Annotated in this window: 23 protein-coding genes; 10 read left to right on the forward strand and 13 right to left on the reverse strand. The window is 33.4% G+C overall.

Annotation, left to right across the window (positions count from 1 at the left end; all coding sequences use genetic code 11):
* Nucleotides 1-608 precede the first annotated feature (608 nt).
* From DS885_RS03860 to DS885_RS03880, 4 genes are all read right to left on the reverse strand, one after another.
* Nucleotides 609-1,475 carry a phage integrase N-terminal domain-containing protein gene (locus DS885_RS03860; RefSeq protein WP_113818090.1) on the reverse strand — a complete coding sequence of 289 codons (867 nt, stop codon included), beginning with the start codon at nt 1,473-1,475 and terminating at the stop codon, nt 609-611.
* Between the two features lie 178 nt (nt 1,476-1,653).
* On the reverse strand, nt 1,654-2,055 hold the full coding sequence (locus DS885_RS03870; RefSeq protein WP_113818092.1) for a hypothetical protein: 402 nt from the start codon (nt 2,053-2,055) through the stop codon (nt 1,654-1,656).
* A 689-nt stretch (nt 2,056-2,744) separates the two neighbouring features.
* Entirely contained in the window at nt 2,745-3,359 is a 615-nt protein-coding gene (locus DS885_RS03875; protein WP_181817692.1) for an AcaB family transcriptional regulator, read from the reverse strand.
* Nucleotides 3,352-3,972 (reverse strand): hypothetical protein, encoded by a 621-nt coding sequence (locus DS885_RS03880; RefSeq protein ID WP_113818094.1) that lies wholly within the window; start codon nt 3,970-3,972, stop codon nt 3,352-3,354. Before DS885_RS03880 ends, DS885_RS03875 begins: the two co-directional genes overlap by 8 nt.
* Nucleotides 3,973-4,247: 275 nt before the next feature.
* Here DS885_RS03880 and DS885_RS17450 point away from each other — a divergent pair, with 275 nt between their 5' ends.
* Entirely contained in the window at nt 4,248-4,721 is a 474-nt protein-coding gene (locus DS885_RS17450) for a hypothetical protein (protein ID WP_147232323.1), read from the forward strand.
* Nucleotides 4,722-4,738: 17 nt separating this feature from the next.
* On the opposite strand, the gene DS885_RS03890 is transcribed toward DS885_RS17450, so the two are convergent.
* Nucleotides 4,739-5,299, reverse strand: a complete 561-nt coding sequence (locus DS885_RS03890) for a recombinase family protein (protein ID WP_113818096.1) — start codon at nt 5,297-5,299, stop codon at nt 4,739-4,741.
* A 241-nt stretch (nt 5,300-5,540) separates the two neighbouring features.
* Between DS885_RS03890 and DS885_RS03895 the strand changes: the two genes are divergently transcribed.
* Both DS885_RS03895 and DS885_RS17455 read left to right on the forward strand, forming a co-directional pair.
* Nucleotides 5,541-5,975: a hypothetical protein gene (locus DS885_RS03895; protein ID WP_113818097.1), complete on the forward strand. Its 435-nt coding sequence runs from the start codon at nt 5,541-5,543 to the stop codon at nt 5,973-5,975.
* Nucleotides 5,899-6,753, forward strand: a complete 855-nt coding sequence (locus DS885_RS17455; RefSeq protein WP_147232324.1) for a hypothetical protein — start codon at nt 5,899-5,901, stop codon at nt 6,751-6,753. The genes DS885_RS03895 and DS885_RS17455 overlap by 77 nt, the downstream gene beginning before the upstream one ends.
* Nucleotide 6,754: 1 nt before the next feature.
* On the opposite strand, the gene DS885_RS03905 is transcribed toward DS885_RS17455, so the two are convergent.
* Nucleotides 6,755-7,009, reverse strand: a complete 255-nt coding sequence (locus DS885_RS03905; RefSeq protein ID WP_113818099.1) for a hypothetical protein — start codon at nt 7,007-7,009, stop codon at nt 6,755-6,757.
* On the reverse strand, nt 6,999-7,256 hold the full coding sequence (locus DS885_RS03910) for a hypothetical protein (RefSeq protein ID WP_113818100.1): 258 nt from the start codon (nt 7,254-7,256) through the stop codon (nt 6,999-7,001). Before DS885_RS03910 ends, DS885_RS03905 begins: the two co-directional genes overlap by 11 nt.
* Before the next feature lie 290 nt (nt 7,257-7,546).
* Between DS885_RS03910 and repA the strand changes: the two genes are divergently transcribed.
* Nucleotides 7,547-8,509, forward strand: a complete 963-nt coding sequence (repA, locus tag DS885_RS03915; RefSeq protein ID WP_113818101.1) for a plasmid replication initiator RepA — start codon at nt 7,547-7,549, stop codon at nt 8,507-8,509.
* 755 nt (nt 8,510-9,264) lie between these two features.
* A complete protein-coding gene (locus DS885_RS03920; protein ID WP_113818102.1) occupies nt 9,265-9,528 on the forward strand; it encodes a hypothetical protein in 264 nt (87 codons plus the stop codon).
* A gap of 19 nt (nt 9,529-9,547) precedes the next feature.
* Here the strand turns inward: DS885_RS03920 and DS885_RS03925 are convergent, their stop codons facing one another.
* Nucleotides 9,548-9,784, reverse strand: coding sequence for a hypothetical protein (locus tag DS885_RS03925; protein ID WP_113818103.1), 237 nt, complete (start codon nt 9,782-9,784; stop codon nt 9,548-9,550).
* Nucleotides 9,785-10,138: 354 nt separating this feature from the next.
* On the opposite strand from DS885_RS03925, the gene DS885_RS03930 reads away from it, so the two are divergent.
* The 5 genes from DS885_RS03930 (at nt 10,139) to DS885_RS03950 (ending at nt 12,598) form a co-directional block, all read left to right on the forward strand.
* On the forward strand, nt 10,139-10,591 hold the full coding sequence (locus tag DS885_RS03930; RefSeq protein ID WP_113818104.1) for an antirestriction protein: 453 nt from the start codon (nt 10,139-10,141) through the stop codon (nt 10,589-10,591).
* Between the two features lie 114 nt (nt 10,592-10,705).
* A complete protein-coding gene (locus DS885_RS03935; protein WP_113818105.1) occupies nt 10,706-11,032 on the forward strand; it encodes a hypothetical protein in 327 nt (108 codons plus the stop codon).
* Between the two features lie 107 nt (nt 11,033-11,139).
* Nucleotides 11,140-11,565, forward strand: coding sequence for a hypothetical protein (locus DS885_RS03940; RefSeq protein ID WP_113818106.1), 426 nt, complete (start codon nt 11,140-11,142; stop codon nt 11,563-11,565).
* A gap of 117 nt (nt 11,566-11,682) precedes the next feature.
* Complete coding sequence (locus tag DS885_RS03945) at nt 11,683-12,138, forward strand: JAB domain-containing protein (protein WP_113818107.1); 456 nt, start codon at nt 11,683-11,685, stop codon at nt 12,136-12,138.
* A gap of 139 nt (nt 12,139-12,277) precedes the next feature.
* Nucleotides 12,278-12,598, forward strand: a complete 321-nt coding sequence (locus DS885_RS03950; protein ID WP_113818108.1) for a helix-turn-helix domain-containing protein — start codon at nt 12,278-12,280, stop codon at nt 12,596-12,598.
* Nucleotides 12,599-12,604: 6 nt separating this feature from the next.
* Here the strand turns inward: DS885_RS03950 and DS885_RS03955 are convergent, their stop codons facing one another.
* From DS885_RS03955 to DS885_RS03980, 5 genes are all read right to left on the reverse strand, one after another.
* Nucleotides 12,605-14,206: a conjugal transfer protein TraG N-terminal domain-containing protein gene (locus DS885_RS03955; protein ID WP_113818109.1), complete on the reverse strand. Its 1,602-nt coding sequence runs from the start codon at nt 14,204-14,206 to the stop codon at nt 12,605-12,607.
* A gap of 329 nt (nt 14,207-14,535) precedes the next feature.
* The gene (locus tag DS885_RS03965) at nt 14,536-15,894 is read right to left on the reverse strand and encodes an integrating conjugative element protein (RefSeq protein ID WP_113818111.1); all 1,359 of its coding nucleotides are present in this window, start codon (nt 15,892-15,894) and stop codon (nt 14,536-14,538) included.
* A gap of 12 nt (nt 15,895-15,906) precedes the next feature.
* The gene (locus DS885_RS03970) at nt 15,907-17,064 is read right to left on the reverse strand and encodes a TraU family protein (protein ID WP_113818112.1); all 1,158 of its coding nucleotides are present in this window, start codon (nt 17,062-17,064) and stop codon (nt 15,907-15,909) included.
* Nucleotides 17,061-17,492, reverse strand: a complete 432-nt coding sequence (locus DS885_RS03975; RefSeq protein WP_113818113.1) for a DUF1525 domain-containing protein — start codon at nt 17,490-17,492, stop codon at nt 17,061-17,063. Before DS885_RS03975 ends, DS885_RS03970 begins: the two co-directional genes overlap by 4 nt.
* Nucleotides 17,489-19,396, reverse strand: a 1,908-nt coding sequence (locus DS885_RS03980) for a conjugative transfer ATPase (RefSeq protein WP_147232325.1), incomplete at its 5' end; no start/stop codon positions are given. The genes DS885_RS03980 and DS885_RS03975, both read right to left, overlap by 4 nt.

Genomic DNA, 19,396 nt, shown 5'->3' on the forward strand with positions numbered 1-19,396 from the left:
TAGCACTAAAGATATACACGCCTATTTTATTACACTGTAATTTTATTTTTATTCGGTTCCGCAACCCCAAACATCATATTATATGCGAGCCACGCTGCGCGTGGCGCTCGTATAAGATTCTATATTAATTTGTTTTTCATTAATTATAACAATCGATTAGGTCATTTTTTAATGGCTAATGGCTAATGGTTAATGGTGATATGTTTAGGTTTTCTTTTAAGTTTATTGTTAACATTTATAAAAAAACAAAATATATAGGTTATATGGGAAGGTCAAAATATTAACTCATGCCGATAACTCAACCGCTGATCTCAGCTGAAGCTGAGGCGGTTTAAGTTCCTGTCATTCGTATGCATCGATTATTTAATGTATAGCATGTGTGATATACACTATGTGTCATTTAAAATAAAGGCACAGTGACAAGCTTAAAAGTTACACTGTAATTATTTAATGTGATGCTAGAAGCCCTCCGCAGGAGAAAGCGAAGCGTAAAAGCTTGTGGGTTCGACTATCAAACTTACGTTAGAACGTTGCACTAGGTTCGCTCAAGCTAGCCTGAAGGCTTAAAACATAGCCCCCACCTGGATTAACCGTCTTTTGACTTTGACTTATCTACCAAGGTAAATAGCTGTTATTTGCTCTCTTTCATGACCAAGTTGTTTTGATATAAAAAGTCTAGCTTCTTTATCAATTGCCTTTTGTTCTTTTGTTAAATTTTTAGATGTTAATCCCCCACATACTGGTGCTTTCCAACCAGTTATTTCAAGGTATAAATCTTGGGCGAACTTATGTCTCAACCCATGAAGTTTAGAAAGTTCGGCCTGGGCCGTATGGCCCTCGTATATTTTTAGTTGCTGTATATAATTTCTGTGTTGTGGGATTAAACTGCTTTTTCCAACGAATTTATGCGCAGCATCTAATATTTTTCTTTGTTCATCGTTTCTTATTTCGATAATTCTTTCTTTACCGCCTTTTGTCCAAGTATTTTTAAGTAAGATATGATCTCCTCTATCTGCAAATTCAGGAATGAATTTAATAGATTCTTCTCTCCTTAATCCAAAAGCTTTTTGTAATTGTAAAGAATGTTTAACATGCTCATCTTTCACTTTTTCAAGGGCAGCATTTTCAATGCTCCTTGATTTATCTTCATTGGTTACAAATTTTCTCTCTTGTATTCCATAATAATCATTACTCCTTGATATTATAGAGGGTTTACCTATCTTTTCTGCCCACCATCTTAATGCTGTCATATAGTTTTTTATGGTCCCAGGGCTTCTTTCTTCTTTTGTCCAATGTTGAACTAGGCTATTTATATGCTTTGGCTTTAATGAAGAAGCAGACATTTTTCTATAACCATTTGCATGCAATAGATTAGCAATATTTTGTAGACGTTTTCCTCTACTGTTTTGAGTAGAAAAAGATCCGTCTTTGTTCCGGGTGCATAAATTTTTTAATTCATAATTTAAATTGTTCATACATCCTCGCTTTAATCAATGGTGTGTTTTTTAGGTAAGTGTTAATGCTTATATTAATACCGTAGTATTTAATATTCGGAAAACCGATAAAAAGCGAGGGACACCACTCCCTGTTTAGCCCATTTGGACTTATAACATGTTTATCTGTAGATAAATCAACTGCCATAGTTGAAACTCATTAGCCTTCAGATTCTATTACACTTGATGCTAGTTGAGCTTTTTCTAGCCAATAATTGGATACCACTTTCGTTGCATCGGGCTTATTGGCTTGCGCTTTGATTAAGGCGCTACATACGGTCGTAATATCTGGTTTAAAACCATTTAGTATTTTCCGCATTTTTTTCTGAACTTCAGTTGCAGATTTAATTGCATCATCAGTTATTTTTACTTTTCTTAACTCATCTGGATCAATTACCAGTTCAATTAGTTCTCCATTTTCTAGTTTATAAAGTTTTCCTTCTGTAAGTTCATCGGTAATACCTTTTGGGTTTTCTTTTTCATCTTCGTGTTCATTTTTAACTCCTGTTTCTTGATTGTTTTCGTAATTTGTTGGTTGATTTATATGATGTTCATTATTCATTTTGTTGTCCTTTTTAGGTTTGGTTTTGGTTAATTATTTAACATTTTTGTTAAGGTTTTTTTTAAAAAATTGGCAGTTTTTTACCCACTGTTTAACATTTTAAATGTCTGTGATTGGGCTTCACTGTTCTTGATTTTTATAGTCATCAAGAAAGACTTTGCTTTGGATAAACCGCCAAAGCATCGGGTGGAAATCAAATAAAACAAAATAAAAAAATCAGAGAAAAAGAGTAATAAGAATTTTTTTATTTTGTTTTAGATCATTAGAGGAGAAAATTTCTAATGATCTAAAAAAGGGATATTGAGAAAATGAGAGTCGCTTAAAAGCTCTCTTAAAAAATGAAATGCACGTTTAGTGTTATATGAAGTGTGACATTAAATGTCACTTTGTGTTGCTTTTTGAATTTGAAAATTTGACGCTTCGCGTCATGCCTAAAGGCAGTATGCCTAGAGGCATATACAACTTACGGTGGCTTCGTCACTCTGCTGTCACTATAGATTTTAAGCTTCTAATCCAGTTAAATCAAGCCATAGAACGAGAAACCGTAAGTCGTCACTACCTACGGTGTAGTGACGACTTACGAGCAAATGCATAATTATTTTCCTACGGAAAATAATGACAAAAAAAAAGAGCATCGCTCTTTTTAAGAAAAAACCAATCTTAGATTGGCTTTTTAAAAATGAGTAATGTTAATTAAACAAATTAACATTACTCATTTTGCTTTTTGCTTCCAACGCTTTTATATTTCCGATCTGAATATCTTCAATTGTTACGCTAGTACTTACATAGCTTTCTACTGAGTGAAATAAACTTCTTAGGCATTGGCCCATTGAGTTTATTTTGTCCTGGTAGTCGCTATCGGAGATTAACCCTAAATTATATATTGATTGTACCTCTCTAATGCAGAGGTCATAATCAGATAAAAGCAGGGCCACTTTATAACAAAGTGGTGCGGTGAATGTGAAGCTTTTCTCTATAGGGTTGTTGTTCTCTGCAACCAATATTTCGACCCCATTTTTTTTACTTTTCATTATTATGTCTGCACAGTATTTTGATGTGTTTTTAATTTCAACTTCCGCTGCCGCGTAATTTTTCTTGGTAATTTTGATGTAATATTTTGCGTATGGGTTTTGCAAATTTGAGTCTCTTTCTACAATTTTAAACTTACTAGCAAATATCAAAAGACCTGCTATTTTATGTTTTTTTCTATTACTCCCATCGATTAGGTTGATCGCATAGTTTGTATGGAATTTTATTTTTATTGCTTGTTTTAAGTTTGCTTGGGTTTGCATTGTATTAAGCATGTTTAATTCTCCCTGCGCCCTGGGTGTTTGATTTTTGAGGTTGGTTTCTAACTGCATGCCAAACTGTATTTAAAGGTATATTTAGTTCGGTGCTGATTCTTAATAGATCATGCTTTAGGTTGTCAGTTTTGGTTTCTTGATATCTTAGTGAAGCGGAATCTATATCCTCTAAATCTTGTCTACCTTTGGTTGTTATATTTATTTCATACTGCTTTCGTAGAGCCGCAGTTTGAGTTTTAGATATCTTAAATATATCGTGGAGGCAGAAACTGGACGCTCCTTTTCTTAGGTAAAGTAAAAGCTCTTCCCTTTGTGTTCTTGATGTATGAAGATTTAATAAAATTCTACCGATTTCTTCGAATGAAATCGTCATAGAAACGCTAGATTCATCCCCATGAAACTGAATTATTCTATGAGAATCTTTTATTAATGAATCTATGCCCATTAAATCTGTACTGCTTATATCCCTGGCTAATGTTGGAGGGATTAAACTAGATTGTTTAAATGAGTTATGTTGCTGAACAATCATATTCACTAAGCTATGAATAACCGTTTTAGCTAATACCTTTTGTTCAGAAAATAGTATTTTTTCATCGAGTATAGTTCTTTCCATGATGTCACCCATATATGGTTAGTTGCGTATCTAAAAATGAGTAAATACTTTATTGTGCTTATTATTTATCATTTATTTTGTTTTTGTGTTCCCTAACGGGTACATTATATACCATAATATAGTTTTTGCGCCAATTTTTGTACCTATGTCTATTTTTGCAATAGATCCTTTTTTGATCTTTTTGATTATTATCTAGCCTGTTGTAATTGTGAATTACTTATAACTTTGTATTACAATGAAAAAAAAATTTAACTCTTTATTATGGTGCATTATTTGTGAGCAGTTTTTTCGAAGGTAATTTTAAATGTGGCAAGCTTGATGAGAGGGATTTTTCTTCGGATGATCCTATTTTGCGGATTGCAGCTCTTTATAAAAAGATAAATATTAGTCGATTTTCAGAGACGAAATCAATTTCAAGAAAGCAATTATATAAAATGAGGGATTCAGGTTTTGTGCCTAGAACGATTTTGCTTGATATGTGCCAAGAGGCGAGAATAAGCCCTGTTTTAGTTGAGTTTTCACCTAAAGAAAGATTAATGTTTTTTTCTGACCTTTGCTCTTATATTAAAGAGTCTGATGTTAACTCTTTATTTGAAGATGCATTAGAAAATCATGAAGATAAAACTACGATTTCATTATTAAATTTATTGCATAATTTATATAAAAGTGGAGATATATCTGACTCTGTATTTCAAAATAAAATGCAAAAAATTCTGTCTGCTGAAGAAAATGCATCTATAAGGTACTGAAGTTGATTACTTAATTTTTATTTTTTGGTAATCTCTTCATTAAGAATTGAATAAACAGTAGAGCGGCCAATTCTCAATTTCTTTGCTATATCAGCAGCCCCCATATTGTTATTATGAAGCTCGATTAACTTATCTCTATCAACAGAGCGTTTACGTCCAAAAACAACTCCGTTTGCGATAGCATCAACACGACCTTCATTTGTTCGCTCTAATATGCGTTCACGTTCTGCGTCAGCAACGGCACTTAGAATAGTCACGACCATTTTCCCCATCGTACCTTCAGTGCTTAAACCTTCTCTTATAAAACGAATGGCAATACCTGCTTTATCAAATTCTTTAATTAACTTGACCATATCGGCAGTATCGCTACCCAGGCGATCTAATCGAGTAACTAAAACAAGATCACCATCTTCAACTTTTACTCGTAGTAGATTTAAGCCTTTTCTATCCATATCTGATCGGCTACCTATGTCAGAAAATATTCTTGATGGTTTGACACCTTCAGCTTCAAGCGCTTCTTTTTGAAGTTTTAATGATTGTTGGCTAGTTGATACTCTGGCGTATCCAAATTTTCTCATATGCGTCTATTAAATCGAAAAGTAGAATTATTGTCCATTATATTAACATAAACGACTTAATAGACAACTAATAGCAAATACATTGCACTGTCTATTATGTTATGAAATAACAGACAGTTAATGTTAAACGTTCTCTTGTTACCCCTCTCAAGATAAAACTGAAATTATTTAATTTACTATTAAACCGCTCGATATCAATAGGAATGAGATATAAGAATATTGTTTCTAGCGAGGTGCTATTGTGAATGAAAAAATTAAACTTACTAATTATGAAAAAAAATGGATTCCTAAGTTGGCAAGCATGACTTCGAATACCGCTATTATTCATTTAATAATAGAGCTAGATGATACATACATGGGAATTAATTCTTATGTGGGTGATTTTGAACTACCTGGGTATGTACTTACAGCTGCGCTTGAAAGAAACAAATTTGCACATGAAAAATTCAAAAAAAAAGCGTTCTTACTGAGTCTTTACGAAATGGATTTTTTTAAAGTGGGCGTAAGGCTAGTTGGAGATAAAGATATTAAATGGAACCCTATCGATGAAACGTTAAAAACTTTTATTACTCGGCATGGTGACGATGAGGTAATTTATTTTGAAAACAAATTATTTGAAGAGCTTATTTTTAGCTTCAAAGAGCGATTTAGTAAGCTCTCCTGTATTAACAACTAAACCTGTTGATGATTACACATTGCTTCTCGGTAGTTTGTACTACGAGTCTGGTGTAAGCAAAAAAGTGTTTTTTGAGGTTTATATTAAGACTGCTCAAAACTATTTTACGCGTGTAAATAAATCAGCCAATGAAAGGGAGTTATTCCCGATAATAAAAGCTGCGATGAGAAAAAGGCGAGATTATTATCTACCTGATGGTGTTGTGCCTGAAGATGTTCATTGCCAACGTGATGTGTGGACGTTTGCGACTTTTTTAACTGGACTGTTATTGCCTCTGAAATTTTCAGATTTAAAACCTGTATTGGATAAAATATTGCCAAAGGAGTGCAAGGTATGGTTAGTAAATAAATCCGTCATGGCTTCTTTACTATCTTTAGCTGAAGGTAATAGGTTAGATGCTAATGGCGAGATCTTGTGTTCTTTTTATAAAAAAGAAAACGTTAAAGAAGATACGTTAAGTGAGGAATTTAAAGCGGAAGATAAAAAACAAAATGAAGATAATAAACAAGATGGAACGTTAACCAATAAAGAGGTTGGGGAATTATGTTTAGCTTGGTTATATGAGCAAGCTAAAAACAAAAGTGAAATTTGCTATATCAAAGAAGAACGCTTGTTTATAAAAAGCCCTAGTGCATTTATTGCCTACGGAAAGGAAACTAAAAGATCATGGAAAAGCATACAAAAAGGCGTTATCAAATTAGGGAGGCACTTACCTAACCCTGAAAATAACACGCCATTCATTAAAATCGAAAACAAAAATATGATAGTTATCGTTTAATTTATGGGCGGTTTTTATTTTTGTATGGATCATTTAAATCAAATCCAAAAGAGTATTTATCATCTAGTTTTTCATTTCCATTCTCATCCAACATATATGGAGAGGATTGATTATCAGCTCTGTTGTTCGCGAAGGCCGAAGTAATAACAGTAAATAGAAATGTGAACAAAATGGTCAATAGCTTAATGAATAAGGGAGTTAAAACTTTAAATAAATGATTAACATCGTTCATTAACTTTGTTTTGTTATTGTTCATGAGAATCCTTTGTTTCCGGTTTGTTAACTGTTTTTAAAAAGGATGAATAACTGGCTTTATGCTTATTAAAATAACGACCAACCGTCCGCTCAGAGACTGTAACGTGTTGTGATGCTAGCCACGTCTTGATACTAGAATAGGAGTAACCTTCGGAGCGGAGCTCAAAAACACTAAGCTGATGAGCTTCTATTTTATCTCTTGCGAGGGTTTTTGGTTGATGAATATTCTTAAAAGTATTTAAATCCACATTAAAATCCTGTATTGTCGGTCACTAGTAGTCAACTTTAGCCACTAGTAGTCAACTTTAATCTATAATGCTATTGTTATCAAATGTAACTTGTAATGCGCTTGAAGATTATAAAGCTATTATAGGTATGAATTAACGAAGATATTGCAGATGAAAAAAAACCTGCCTTTGGCGAGACAGGTTTTTTAAAGTATAAGCCTAAGCAAACATAAACTTAGAAATACAAATAGTTGTTTAAGTTTACTTGGAATTATGCGTTTTGCAAGTCTCAATTTAAAATTGAGTAAAAAATGAAAACATCCAATGTAAGCTCGTTGGTTATTGATAATAATTTTCATTTATTGTCAGATACCAAGCAATACAACCCGAATAAAATCAGGAAAAATTATTCTCGCAAGGCGAGGAATCCTAATCCTACTTATACTGTGCCTGATTCACATATAAAAAGGCTCTCTTTTATTAAAGAATTAGTTCATCTATCAAAAATAAAAGATGTTACTAGATCTGACGTTGCTATGTACTCAAGAGCTACTGGTGAACGAAAAAGACGATTTTACCCTGATAGAGAAAAAGCAATAAAGGCTTTATTTAGTGTCTTTTGTGAACATGTAAATTTAGTTACTCATCAAGTGGAAATATCATTACGGAACGCAAGTGATGCTTCTGGTCTAAGTACCATATCTCAAAATGAAATTGATAAATCTGAAGCTGATAAAAACTATACACCAATAACATCTATTTCAAGGGCAAGTAGAGCGTTTAAAGATATGGTTCTTATGGGATGGATTGTTGCGCCTAAACACTGGCAAATATGGGATAAAGAAAGGGGGTATTGGTTAGATAAATATTTTGAAGTTACCCCTCTTTTCTTTAAGGCGTTAGGTGTAACACCTGAGAGAGTAGAAAAACAACAACAAAACAGGTTGACCTTTCTAAAAAAAAGGGCCCTGGATAGCGGAATGACCGCTGAAACAGTAGGAAGAATGTCTATTAGCCAAATAAAAGCAGAAAGAAAGATTGCTTGGAGGCGTTACACATTTGATAGAAGAAAAACAGAGCAAACAAGGAAAAAGGAAAAGCGTCTGCTTAATGGCAAAAGTAGAGCAGAACAAAGAAATGTTGCCGCTTTAAAGGTAATAAAAATACTTGGTGATAATATCCATGAAATATCTACTCAAGATTTCACGGATCTAGTAAATAAAGAAATAGCCACAATGAGAAAATTCACAAATTTAAAACCTCCTCTACATTAGTTATATTAAGTTTTACCTTCATTATTTAACTGTTCCGAGCATTACTTGGGGCCTCCCCACGCCTAAAATCCATTCAGAATAATAATCAACAAGACTTTTATGTAAAAAACACCAGTCGATTTTTATTTAGCCTTTTTAAATGAATAAATTCTTTAAAAAAATCACTATTGAAAATCTTATACACTTATATATGCAAGCCTAAAACGAAAACATGTGCATATATTTGTTATATATGTGCAAAATTATTCTTCTATTTAATAAATCTTCTATTTAAGTTATACGCAACAAAAAACAGTGAATAAATGCTTACCCCATTTCCTGCTTTCAGCAGGGGGGTATAACCACTAATCTTCAATGAGTTTACAATATGAAAAAATAAGGGCCTGCGGGCGAAGCCTACGGCTCGCAAAGTCAAAAGACGGTTAATCCAGGTGGGGGCTATGTTTTAAGCCTTCAGGCTAGCTTGAGCGAACCTAGTGCAACGTTCTAACGTAAGTTTGATAGTCGAACCCACAAGCTTTTACGCTTCGCTTTCTCCTGCGGAGGGCTTCTAGCATCACATTAAATAATTACAGTGTAACTTTTTAACAGAGTTAATCTGTGCCGGGTGTTCCCTCTTGAATATGAATTATTTTAAGTGCAGAGTTACACGTTCTAACCTATGCTTGTTTAATAAACAAAGTGGGTGTTATCTTAAATCTATAAAAATTTATAACTATAAAATAGCTAGCTCAATAAAATTAATAGGTTTAATTATGAATTTAGAATTATTATTAAGTTTTATTATTTCTATTTTTTGGTTTGTATTTTATTTCTGCAATCCAAAAAATATTTTAAATAGAGATATTTTTACAAAGAATATTTGTATGGGAATTGCGGCTGCCTTTTTACTTCGTTCTGTAGGAAGTTTAATTGGCCTTAAAGCTATAACAATATTAAGCAGTATTATTATGTTCTATATTTTTTATTGCATGTTTAAAAAATATAGAACTAACATTTTATCAAAAAACGGTTTGTAAAAAGTATTAAATGCTTAGTTTATTTTTTAAAAATTAATAATTTACTATCAAATTGAGTGTCCTTTAAATCAATATAAGAATCATAAAACCATCCATTTTCAGCCTGTTCTGTAATAATTTTTTTAAGTTTAGCTGCTGCTTTATCTGCATTACCTACAAAAGTTATAGTTATTACATTTGTTTCTTGAAGAGGTTGTGCTTTAGCTGTAGTTAAAAAAATAGCTAGAAAAATAAATAAGATTTTATGATTTATCATTTTTAATTCCTTTGTTAACTTATGACCACCTTTAACGAATTTTAACACTTATTTTTTAATTAAAATTTAACTGAAATTTTGGTGAGGACTAATTTTTCATAAATTTATTAAAATTTAACAAATTTATGAATTACGTTATAATTAAATTTCTATAGTTTTCGTTGCTATCTCAACGTCACCACCGATTTATGTCGGTACATTAAGAGTGTTTACACTCCTGGCAATTTTATTGCCACTTCAAAACAGCTTTATAGCTGATCAAATAACACGATTTTTAATCGTGTCTTCAACCTTCGGGGCAGAACATCGCCCTATGGTGATATCTGCCCTTTTTAATTTAATTAGGAGTCAGATATGCAAAATCCAGTCGAATATGAAATTGAAAGAAATAAAGTTCCTGATGATCAAAAATTAGAATTTTTTCCAAGTTTTGGTGATTGTAATACATGGGGTTTTATTCCATTAGAGGGTTTTATTTACTCTTTTGCCCAAAGATATATAGAAAATTACATTGGTGGTTATTGGCATTATGTTAATTTATCCAATGGTGGAAAATACATTTATATATCAGACGTTAAAGAGCTTGTATTAACCAATAGTTTCAATTATTTTTCTGAAAAAATGAATAGTGAATTAGCTGGAATAATAATTTGTTCATTTGTATATGCTCAATGTAGTGAATATGCATATGCTCAAGGACGTTTGGAGTTATATGAGCAATTCAAAAACCATTTTAATGCTTTAAAAGCATATGTATTAACATTAGACAAAAAATCTAGAAGTATGTACTTTGGATTTTTAGATTAAATTTAATGATATTAATATAGACAAACACGATTTTTAATCGTGTCTTCAACCTTCGGGGCAGAACATTGCCCTATGGTGATATCTGCCCTTTTTAATTTAAATTAGGAGTCAGATATGACGAATAGAAAAACTAATCCTGCACAAATATCGATGTTTCATTATTACCTTACCAAAGGTGTATTAAAGCAATCGACTGATACGAACGTGCAAGAATTTATTAGCATAAGTGAAAATGACTTTGTTGTTAGAATGTATGATTATGCGGTGATTCTTGAGGAAATTTATTTGTCCACTGAATCTAATGTAGAAAATGAATCTAATGATTTTGTTAAAGTTATTGAATCTCTTTGTTTTTGGCTTTGGAGTGAAATTTGTATCACTTACAAATTACCAACAATTGGGGATTTTTTAAATGAAACAAGAAAAGCCTTAGCTAGCTAAATATTTTTTATAAACCAACACGGTTTTTAATCGTGTCTTCAACCTTCGGGGCAGAACATTGCCCTATGGTGATATCTGCCCTTCTAAATTTAAATTAGGAGTCAGATATGTATCATCGTTTTAAATTATTTCATGGCGTAATATTAATTTCTGATAAGTTAGTCAATGACATAAATTACTTGTTTAATTCAGTTGCTAAACAAGTTGTTAATCAACAATCACCAGAGGATGTAATAGCATTCATTGCTGATTTGTTTGACGTAGATTCATCTATAAATAGCAATGGTTACAATGAAGATAAAATTTGTAAACTTGCTGTTGTTATTTTGAATTTACGATTGGCTTATTTTGATGATCTAGATATTGCAGTCGAAGAATTTAATCAAGAAAATTTACCTCTTACAGTCGGCACTCAAGAAGGGGCCTTTTACCCTTCAGGTATAGGACATTGGTATGATCAACTAGAATTTGTTTTCATACCTAGAGATAAATTAGAACCTTTCGATTCTATCGACATATATGCTCGTATATAGCATTAAGAACCATAAAAAAATCAACTAACACGACTTAACAATCGTGCTTTCAACCTTCGGGGCAGAAAATCGCCCTATGGTGATATCTGCCCTTTTTAATTTAATTAGGAGTCAGATATGACTAATTTTACAAAAAAAGAACAATCAGCTATCGATAAAGCCATTAATATTATCGAAAGCAAGGCCGAAAATTCTTCATTTTTTGCGACTAATGCTGTTCAAGTAAAACAATACTGTCAGCTTAAAATAGGTAGCGAATATAGAGAATATTTTGGAGTGTTATTTTTAAATTCACAAAATGAACTCATTCACTTTGAGGTCTTATTTAAAGGTGGACTTGATTCAGCATCAGTACATGTTGATATTGTTACAAAAGAAGCTCTTATTCGATCAAGTAAAAATGTAATTGTGTGCCACAATCACCCAAGTGGTGATGTTACACCTTCACAAGCTGACATGAATATAACTAAAAAAATTGAAACTTGTTTAGATTTATTCGATATCAGATTACTAGATCATATAATTGTTAGCAAAATCAATACATTCAGTTTTGCAGAAAAAGGTATGCTTTGACCAAAAACCAACTATTTTTTAATAGTTGGTTTTTATTTGCGTATAGCATTTATGATATACATTAATAATCCTGAAAAGTGTTGATTTATTGACCTGTTACCGCCATAATAAAGCGGTTTTTAATTTGAGGAGAAATGTTATGTCAGAATCAAAACCTATGTACAATGGTCAATCTACCCCAAACACACTAGAAGCGTTTAAAAATAGAAATTGTGGTTTGGGCATACAATCTGAAAACTATGTTCACCCAACTACAGACGAGGTGAGAGCGTTAAGAAAATTAATTGGGTTTTCTCAGAATGAACTTGCTCTATTTACTGGGGTGGGCTTTGACCCTAAAAAAGGGTCTTCTACGATTAGAAAGTGGGAAGAAAAAAAAGGTGGACTGAGCTGTATAACCAAGTCTTCTTGGCAATTGATGTTAATTAAATCAGGTTTAATTAACATTGATTGCATTTAAAGTAATTTATTTGTTGGGGAAGCTTTTCATAATATTAGATATACCCTTAGAAGCTCCCCTCATAGCGCCAGATGCCATCCTTCCCCCTGCCGCTCCTAAACCACCTGTTAACGCTCCTGCTTGAAGCCCTCTAATTACATTGTAACCGCTCCATCCTGAAATAATCGCAAATACAAGTGGGATGGCTATATATAAATAATTTAGCATATACATTAATATGAGATTTCTATTTGCCTGGGTTACTCCTCCTGCATCTATCACGGTAAAAGGAATAGAGCCAGAAGGGAAAATAGAAGCTAAAATATTTTGATCTAACCACCAAGCAATCATCCAACATGCACTTAAAAACCTAAAGCTGAAAAGTGCCCAGGTAATAATTAATACTCCTTTTATGGAAAAAGACGTTAGAAGTAAGACGAAAGGAATAAACATTACAATCAATAGTAATAAAATAGCTTGGGCCATAGGTGCTGCGTTTAATAGCATGGAAACAACCACTGAATTTGTAACTGTTTCTACACCACCACCTACTAGTCCTGCAAATTGTTTCAAGTGGCGATTTACTTCAGATGTAAAAGATCCATTACCATAAGTTGAGTTGGAGTAATTAAAATCATAACCACGGGGGGTAAAAGACTCAGGAGACTGTGCTATTGCGCGTGTTAATAATATGTCTTCCTGATCAGCAACCCCAAACTCACTAGCTACTGTTGAATGCATTATCTCGGCCCAAGAAATGTCATCATAAATTTTTTCTCTAAGTCCATTAGAGTTGGCCCACCAATTGTCACAATAAGGTTTTCCATTGTCAGGAACATCGGGATCTGTTGGGTCCCACTCTACATCCCTTGAAGAGTTATAAGGGAATCCCTCTACAATGACTTCAGCACGAATAGAGTCATAATAACCTGGGGTTGATAAATAAATATGAGAACCCTCCCAATAAGGGTCGTTTTGCCCTTCAGCATCTAATATATTATTTATATCTGTTACATAATTACCCGTTTCATTGGGTTTCTCTGATTTATATTTGCTTAACGCTTTTACATAACAATCGCGTCTGAAATCTTGTAACTCAGCTCTTGTTTCAGGGTCTTTTACTTCTAGTTTTTTTAGGGTTTCTATATATTCTCGAATATCTACAGGTGCAGAAAGAGAAGTCATTATTGCGTGTGTAATACCTAGTGAATAATCATGAACGAACCACCAAAAAGGAGGAACTTCAACATCTAAAGGGTAGTCACTAAAGGATAAACCTTCACCATAAGTTGAGTCATTAGAGGCGATATCATAACTCGATTGCGAAGCTGAATTTACCATGCTTGAAGGTGTAAAATTAACGTCTGTCGCATCAAAACTTAAATAAGGAACGCCACAAAGCATTATAACAATACAGGCCAGGACCATTTCACCTAAAAGGTTACTTTGCGCCTCTTTTTCTGAATAATCGTCAGTATCGCTTTTTCCATAATTAGCTAAGTGATCAAAAACCATTCCAATAAAAGGTAATAACAATACCCCTGTTGCCTCTAGTACTCCCCAGATAGTTCCATATAATTGCCAACTATATAACAAAGTAAACATTTCTAAATAGCTATCAGTACCCATCTTTAATCACTCCATAACATGAATGGAAATCTCAAAACTAAAAATATTTCATAAAAAAGAATGAAAGCTATGGCTAGTTTGATAACCCATCTGATATTCTTTTTTTTGCTTAAAAAATACAAAAATATAAAAAATAAAAAATATTCAATAAGCCTAATAACAGAAAAAAATACTTTATTTTCTTTGGCGTAATTAACGATAGCTAGGTCATTAGTCTCAAGAGCATTAAAAAACAAAAAAATAGTAATGATTATCAAAAAACCAGTACCTAATAATTTGTATTTATTTCGGAAAAAAAACTGAAATAACGATTTAAACATAACAATCACCTACCTTTTAATTCGCCCGTCTTCGAGTTGATTACCTTGTTCATTTTGTACAGGTGCGGTTCCATTAGCAGCTTGTTCTTGCTGTCTTACTAGGTTTAGTAGTAAAGGTATAGATTCACCCATTAAACTTTTTTTAACTTCATTTTCTTTCAAAACAAGATCTATCTCTTCGTCTAACTCAGTTATTGATTCGCTTACTTTTTCAGTTATTGCTTTAGATGAATAAACATCAGATTCCTTTTTACCAGTGGCTAGTGTTCTACGAATTAACAGAGCTGAATTAATAGTGTCTGAAATAGCTATTTCATCAGATAATCTATTAATAAATATTGATGCCTTTCTGTCTCCAAGTGTTCTTAGGCCCGTAATAATTTGGGCTGTTACCATTAAGCCTGGGGCAGAAATTTCGCTTAGATTATCTAAAGTCGCTTCAGTAGAGCCGTTATACATATCTATAAGGCCGTTATACACTTCTGTCTTTCTGCTATTAACTAAAGGCAACAACCCTGCCCCAGGTGTAGAACTTGAAGAGCTAGAGCTGTCTTCATCATAAGTAACATCACCTACAACTAATTTAACCCACTCCTTTACAGCGGCAGGGCTTTCAAATTTAGTAATTAATTCTTCTGAACTTGTTGTAGATGCAACTACAGAGGTTTCACATTCATTTCGATCTAAAAGCCTGTTGTAACCAATTGAGGCCACATCTGTGATGATGTTATATGGCGTTTGATTCTCGCCCCCTGCTCTTCCATAACAAGGGTGAACAATTCCATTTACTTTTGAATCTTCAGCTGCTTCTTGAACGTTTAATATATCGACTCCTGATGTACCTACGCTTGACTTCCAAGTATCCCCAACTGAAATGCTTGCTAAATCTTCAAAAGGGTCTTGACCGTCCTGTATTTCTGCCTGAATCATTTCACAAGACTTGGTTGCTAAATCAAAATCTACTTCAGCAGAAGCAATAGCATTCATGAATAAATCGTATAAATTAGGATTTACTTTGCTCAATACATATCCAGGTAAATTTGCGATAGCGGCAGTTGCGGCAGATTCCATTTGAGTATATGAATCCTCTAATCCACTTTTTACGCTGTTTAATGTATTTGAAATGGTTATATTTGGATCAAACCCACCACAAGTTAAACCTGTGGTCGATGTTTTATAGCTGAGAAGAATTGAGGTTACTTGCCACCTTGGTAAAGCTCTAAAAGCTCTTCCTCCACCTAATTTATAATAAAATAATGAATCTGCTACAGGAGTAGTATCTGAAGCCAGTACGGTATTTGGTATTGATCCAAGGTTGAAAACTAAAACCACGGGTAACACCATTGATTTAAATATAACTTTTTTCATTATTACAATCCTTTAGATGCAAATATGGAGTGGCACTGTATTGATATAAGATCCTTTCCTTTGGCAACATTCGTACTTTCGCCAAACTATATAAACAGAAGGGGATTTGTTAGTTTTCCATCTATCAGTAGTCCAATCTGAATAACTTGCAGTGTTTTCACTTTCAGCTATTTCATCAAAAACAACACAGGTATCATCTTTTTTAGGAAGTCTCATTTGCCAAGCACTGCCATCGCTGCCATCGGCTTTTGTTGTGCTAGGAGTAAAGAAGAATTTTTGACTGCTACCTGAAGGAGTTCCTGTAGAGGGCATATAAACGCGAGAATTATTATTAGAGCTAACTATATTTACCGCTCTCATGGAAAGAACTGCGTTAGCTTTTGCAGGGTTTAACTGCTTAATGAACCCCGTTCTCCAATATAAACTTCCCCACTCTTTTATGTATGGGATTCCAATTGATTCAGTGAAGATTAAAGGCGTATAAAGGATATCTGTTAAACCAGTTCTCCAGAGGTAAGCATCAAAACCACTTGAGTAATAAGGTACAAAAGGTTTAGTGGTGCTATCACAAAAGTAATCATCATCTATTTGAGAAAAATCATAGTAATACCCTGCTACATCAACTTCTCTAAAAGTCGTTGAAAGTACTTTGTTACCAGTTCCACCTTTTGATGCTTTGGTGGTCGTTTTACCTCCTCCTGTGTCAGCACTACTTCCAATCCATGAAATAACCGACTCGCCAACGCTCTTTTCCAAATCACCCCATATCAAACGAAACTCTGTCCACGGGTTATCTCCAAGTTCGCTAAAGGCTGACACTACAAAGTCGGGGTTACGATGGCTCATTCGTAATGATGAGCGAATGGTACAACCCGTAAAACCACAACTTAAAAACATGCACGTACCTTCAAAACAATAATCGGTGCAGTCTAGGTTTGTAATTGGGTCTACAAACAACTCAAATGAAGAAATATCATTATCGTCAGGATCATTGTTAGTAAAGTCTTGAAGGGGTGATTCGATGGATTGCTCTTGACTGTAAACAGAATCTAACGATTCTTCAAAAATTTGATAGTCATCATCACTCATAGAGTCTTCATAACTATAATCCAGGGCGTTAACGTTAAAAACGCAAAAAATAAAACACAGTAAGCAGATATGATTTATCATTTTTTATCCCCTGTATTAAGGAATATTTGTAATGCTTTATTTAAATTTAATTCACCATAGACAATATATTTTTGGTTAAAAATAATGGCAGGGTATTTATCTAGTTTATATTTTAACGTTAGGATTTTTGCTTTGTATGCCTTCATTACCTCGGGGGCTAATGAATTATTAATACGTTCATCGGCTTGTTTTCTTGCTTTTTCAGGGTCACTTGAAAGGCCAAAAGATAACCTTTTTTCCATACTGGCTACATCATCGGTTGAGAAAATAGAGAAATCTCCTCCGTGATAAGTAAAATAAGCCTTAACTTTATTAACGCCCTTTAAATTTAACTTTTGTTTTTCATTAACAACAACCTCCATTTCAAATGGCGTCATTGAGTAACAGAAGTTAGAAAAAAGTAAAATAGAAAAAATAAAATATTTCATATAGCTTTCCTTTTTTGTTTAATCTGTTCTGAAATCATCTCTACTGCATCAAGTTCACTAATACCGTGTAAATCCATTAATTTTTTGCGAGCTGATTTTTCATTAGGGTCTGTCATAGCTAAGGCTAAGGCGAAACTGGGTGGGATACTTCTAAAAAGGGAAGGGGGCATTGTTTTAGAGAGAACAACGCCTTCTGTATAAAGACCTCTCATTTTATGGCAACTAAGAAGCAAACTTTTTTGGTTGTCATCAATATCTCTAAATTTAGAAATTTGCTCAATTTCTTCCTTAGGACAGGCCATGGCAATGAACCATTCGAACATTGAAAGCATTTTTTTTGAGTCATTAGCCCAATCTTCTAAGTTCTGAGTTGCAAACCAAGGCCAAGTATCGAGCTTTCTCATCATTTTGCCTATCTTTACAACATAGGGGGCTAGTAGTTCGTTTTTTAAAAATAAATGGCTTTCATCACCAATTACTATAATAGGTCTCCCTGAATATTGATCTCGCTCTGCAATGGATATTATTTGCTGCATTTGAGTCATAAATGATAAAGCTAATTGTCCTTCATAACCCTCTTGTGCAAATAAACCAAAATCCATAATGGTAACGTCAACCTCTGGTAAGGGTTCCCCTGGGGAATTGAAAATATTTCCTTCAAGTCCTTCAGAATAACGAGACATAGATTTAGCCATTGATCTTAATTTATCTTTTTCTGCACTTCCATTTGGAGCATTTTTAGATAATAAATTTAACTCTTCTATCACGTCTGATGGTCGAACAATTTTATCTTTTTCAGAATTTTCTTTGTTCTCAAAATATAGTTTTTTTGCAGCAATATTTATCGCTTCTCTTATAGATACTTTATGTTCAGCTCGTAATTCATCCTCTTCTATCTTGTCCCCACCAGTTATCATTACACGCGCTAATAACTCCATTTCACCCAAATAATCCCTAGCTTCATTATCATCTTCATCATCTATAATTGGTTTAGGATTTTCTTTTTCATCTATCATTTTTGTGGCGTTAGCAAACGGAGGAAGTGAAATCTTTCCATTGGGTTTTAAGGATACTCTGTTAACAGACATATCCATTTTTGATAAATATTGACCCAAAAGCTTGAAGCTATCTCCTTTTTCTAAGATGAAAAACCTGGGTCTTGCGATAGCGGCCCACATCCAAATCATATATACCAATAGAGCTGACTTACCTGAACCCGGTGGACCTAAAATAGCACCAAAGGCATTACTAGAACGGTCTTTTAAAATATCAAATGAAAAATCTTCTGCTCCTCTATTAAAAAATATTAACCCTGGATTGCCTGTGCCTCTTGATCTGCCGTATAAAGGCAATAAATTAGAAATCTGAGAGCTGAAGAGCAACCTTGATCTCATATCGTATTCATCATTTTTGAAGTCGTAACAAAATGGCAAATTAGTACAAAATTGATTTAAAGGTATTTCATCGTCTCGACTATCTATTAGGTGAATATCATTATTCATAAGGAGGGATTTAATAGTTCTTATGTTTGAATTTAAATCTTTTTTATCATTCCCTTTGATAAAAAAAGTGGTTGTTACGGGATAAAGATGATCACCTGATTCAATTGCATCTAAAGCAGATTCGGCCTGAATTTTCGATTGTTTAGATTCAGAACTACCTCCCTTTGAACTGTTTTTAATTTTATCTATTTTCGACTTTATAAAAGAAGAAGGAGCAATCGTTACGGTTATATTTGTCATGGTCCCTGTAGGGAACTTGTCAAAAACCGCAAAAAATTTATCTGAATGGTTTCGTTCAGCGGACAAATGACCGACTTTGGGAACCTTGCGATATGCGTTTACTGTAAAAGCTTTGAAAAGTTTTTTACCAAATTCCCAGGTACCATCTTTCAAATTAGAATG

Source organism: Psychromonas sp. B3M02 (assembly GCF_003318165.1).
Taxonomy (GTDB): domain Bacteria; phylum Pseudomonadota; class Gammaproteobacteria; order Enterobacterales; family Psychromonadaceae; genus Psychromonas.

Bases quoted from the DNA above. Each gene is read 5' to 3' on its own strand.
- DS885_RS03860 (WP_113818090.1), bottom strand. From the start codon at position 1,475: ATGAACAATTTAAATTATGAATTAAAAAATTTATGCACCCGGAACAAA.
- DS885_RS03870 (WP_113818092.1), bottom strand. From the start codon at position 2,055: ATGAATAATGAACATCATATAAATCAACCAACAAATTACGAAAACAAT.
- DS885_RS03875 (WP_181817692.1), bottom strand. From the start codon at position 3,359: ATGCTTAATACAATGCAAACCCAAGCAAACTTAAAACAAGCAATAAAA.
- DS885_RS03880 (WP_113818094.1), bottom strand. From the start codon at position 3,972: ATGGAAAGAACTATACTCGATGAAAAAATACTATTTTCTGAACAAAAG.
- DS885_RS03890 (WP_113818096.1), bottom strand. From the start codon at position 5,299: ATGAGAAAATTTGGATACGCCAGAGTATCAACTAGCCAACAATCATTA.
- DS885_RS03905 (WP_113818099.1), bottom strand. From the start codon at position 7,009: ATGAACAATAACAAAACAAAGTTAATGAACGATGTTAATCATTTATTT.
- repA (WP_113818101.1), top strand. From the start codon at position 7,547: ATGAAAACATCCAATGTAAGCTCGTTGGTTATTGATAATAATTTTCAT.
- DS885_RS03920 (WP_113818102.1), top strand. From the start codon at position 9,265: ATGAATTTAGAATTATTATTAAGTTTTATTATTTCTATTTTTTGGTTT.
- DS885_RS03925 (WP_113818103.1), bottom strand. From the start codon at position 9,784: ATGATAAATCATAAAATCTTATTTATTTTTCTAGCTATTTTTTTAACT.
- DS885_RS03930 (WP_113818104.1), top strand. From the start codon at position 10,139: ATGCAAAATCCAGTCGAATATGAAATTGAAAGAAATAAAGTTCCTGAT.
- DS885_RS03935 (WP_113818105.1), top strand. From the start codon at position 10,706: ATGACGAATAGAAAAACTAATCCTGCACAAATATCGATGTTTCATTAT.
- DS885_RS03940 (WP_113818106.1), top strand. From the start codon at position 11,140: ATGTATCATCGTTTTAAATTATTTCATGGCGTAATATTAATTTCTGAT.
- DS885_RS03945 (WP_113818107.1), top strand. From the start codon at position 11,683: ATGACTAATTTTACAAAAAAAGAACAATCAGCTATCGATAAAGCCATT.
- DS885_RS03950 (WP_113818108.1), top strand. From the start codon at position 12,278: ATGTCAGAATCAAAACCTATGTACAATGGTCAATCTACCCCAAACACA.
- DS885_RS03955 (WP_113818109.1), bottom strand. From the start codon at position 14,206: ATGGGTACTGATAGCTATTTAGAAATGTTTACTTTGTTATATAGTTGG.
- DS885_RS03965 (WP_113818111.1), bottom strand. From the start codon at position 15,894: ATGAAAAAAGTTATATTTAAATCAATGGTGTTACCCGTGGTTTTAGTT.
- DS885_RS03970 (WP_113818112.1), bottom strand. From the start codon at position 17,064: ATGATAAATCATATCTGCTTACTGTGTTTTATTTTTTGCGTTTTTAAC.
- DS885_RS03975 (WP_113818113.1), bottom strand. From the start codon at position 17,492: ATGAAATATTTTATTTTTTCTATTTTACTTTTTTCTAACTTCTGTTAC.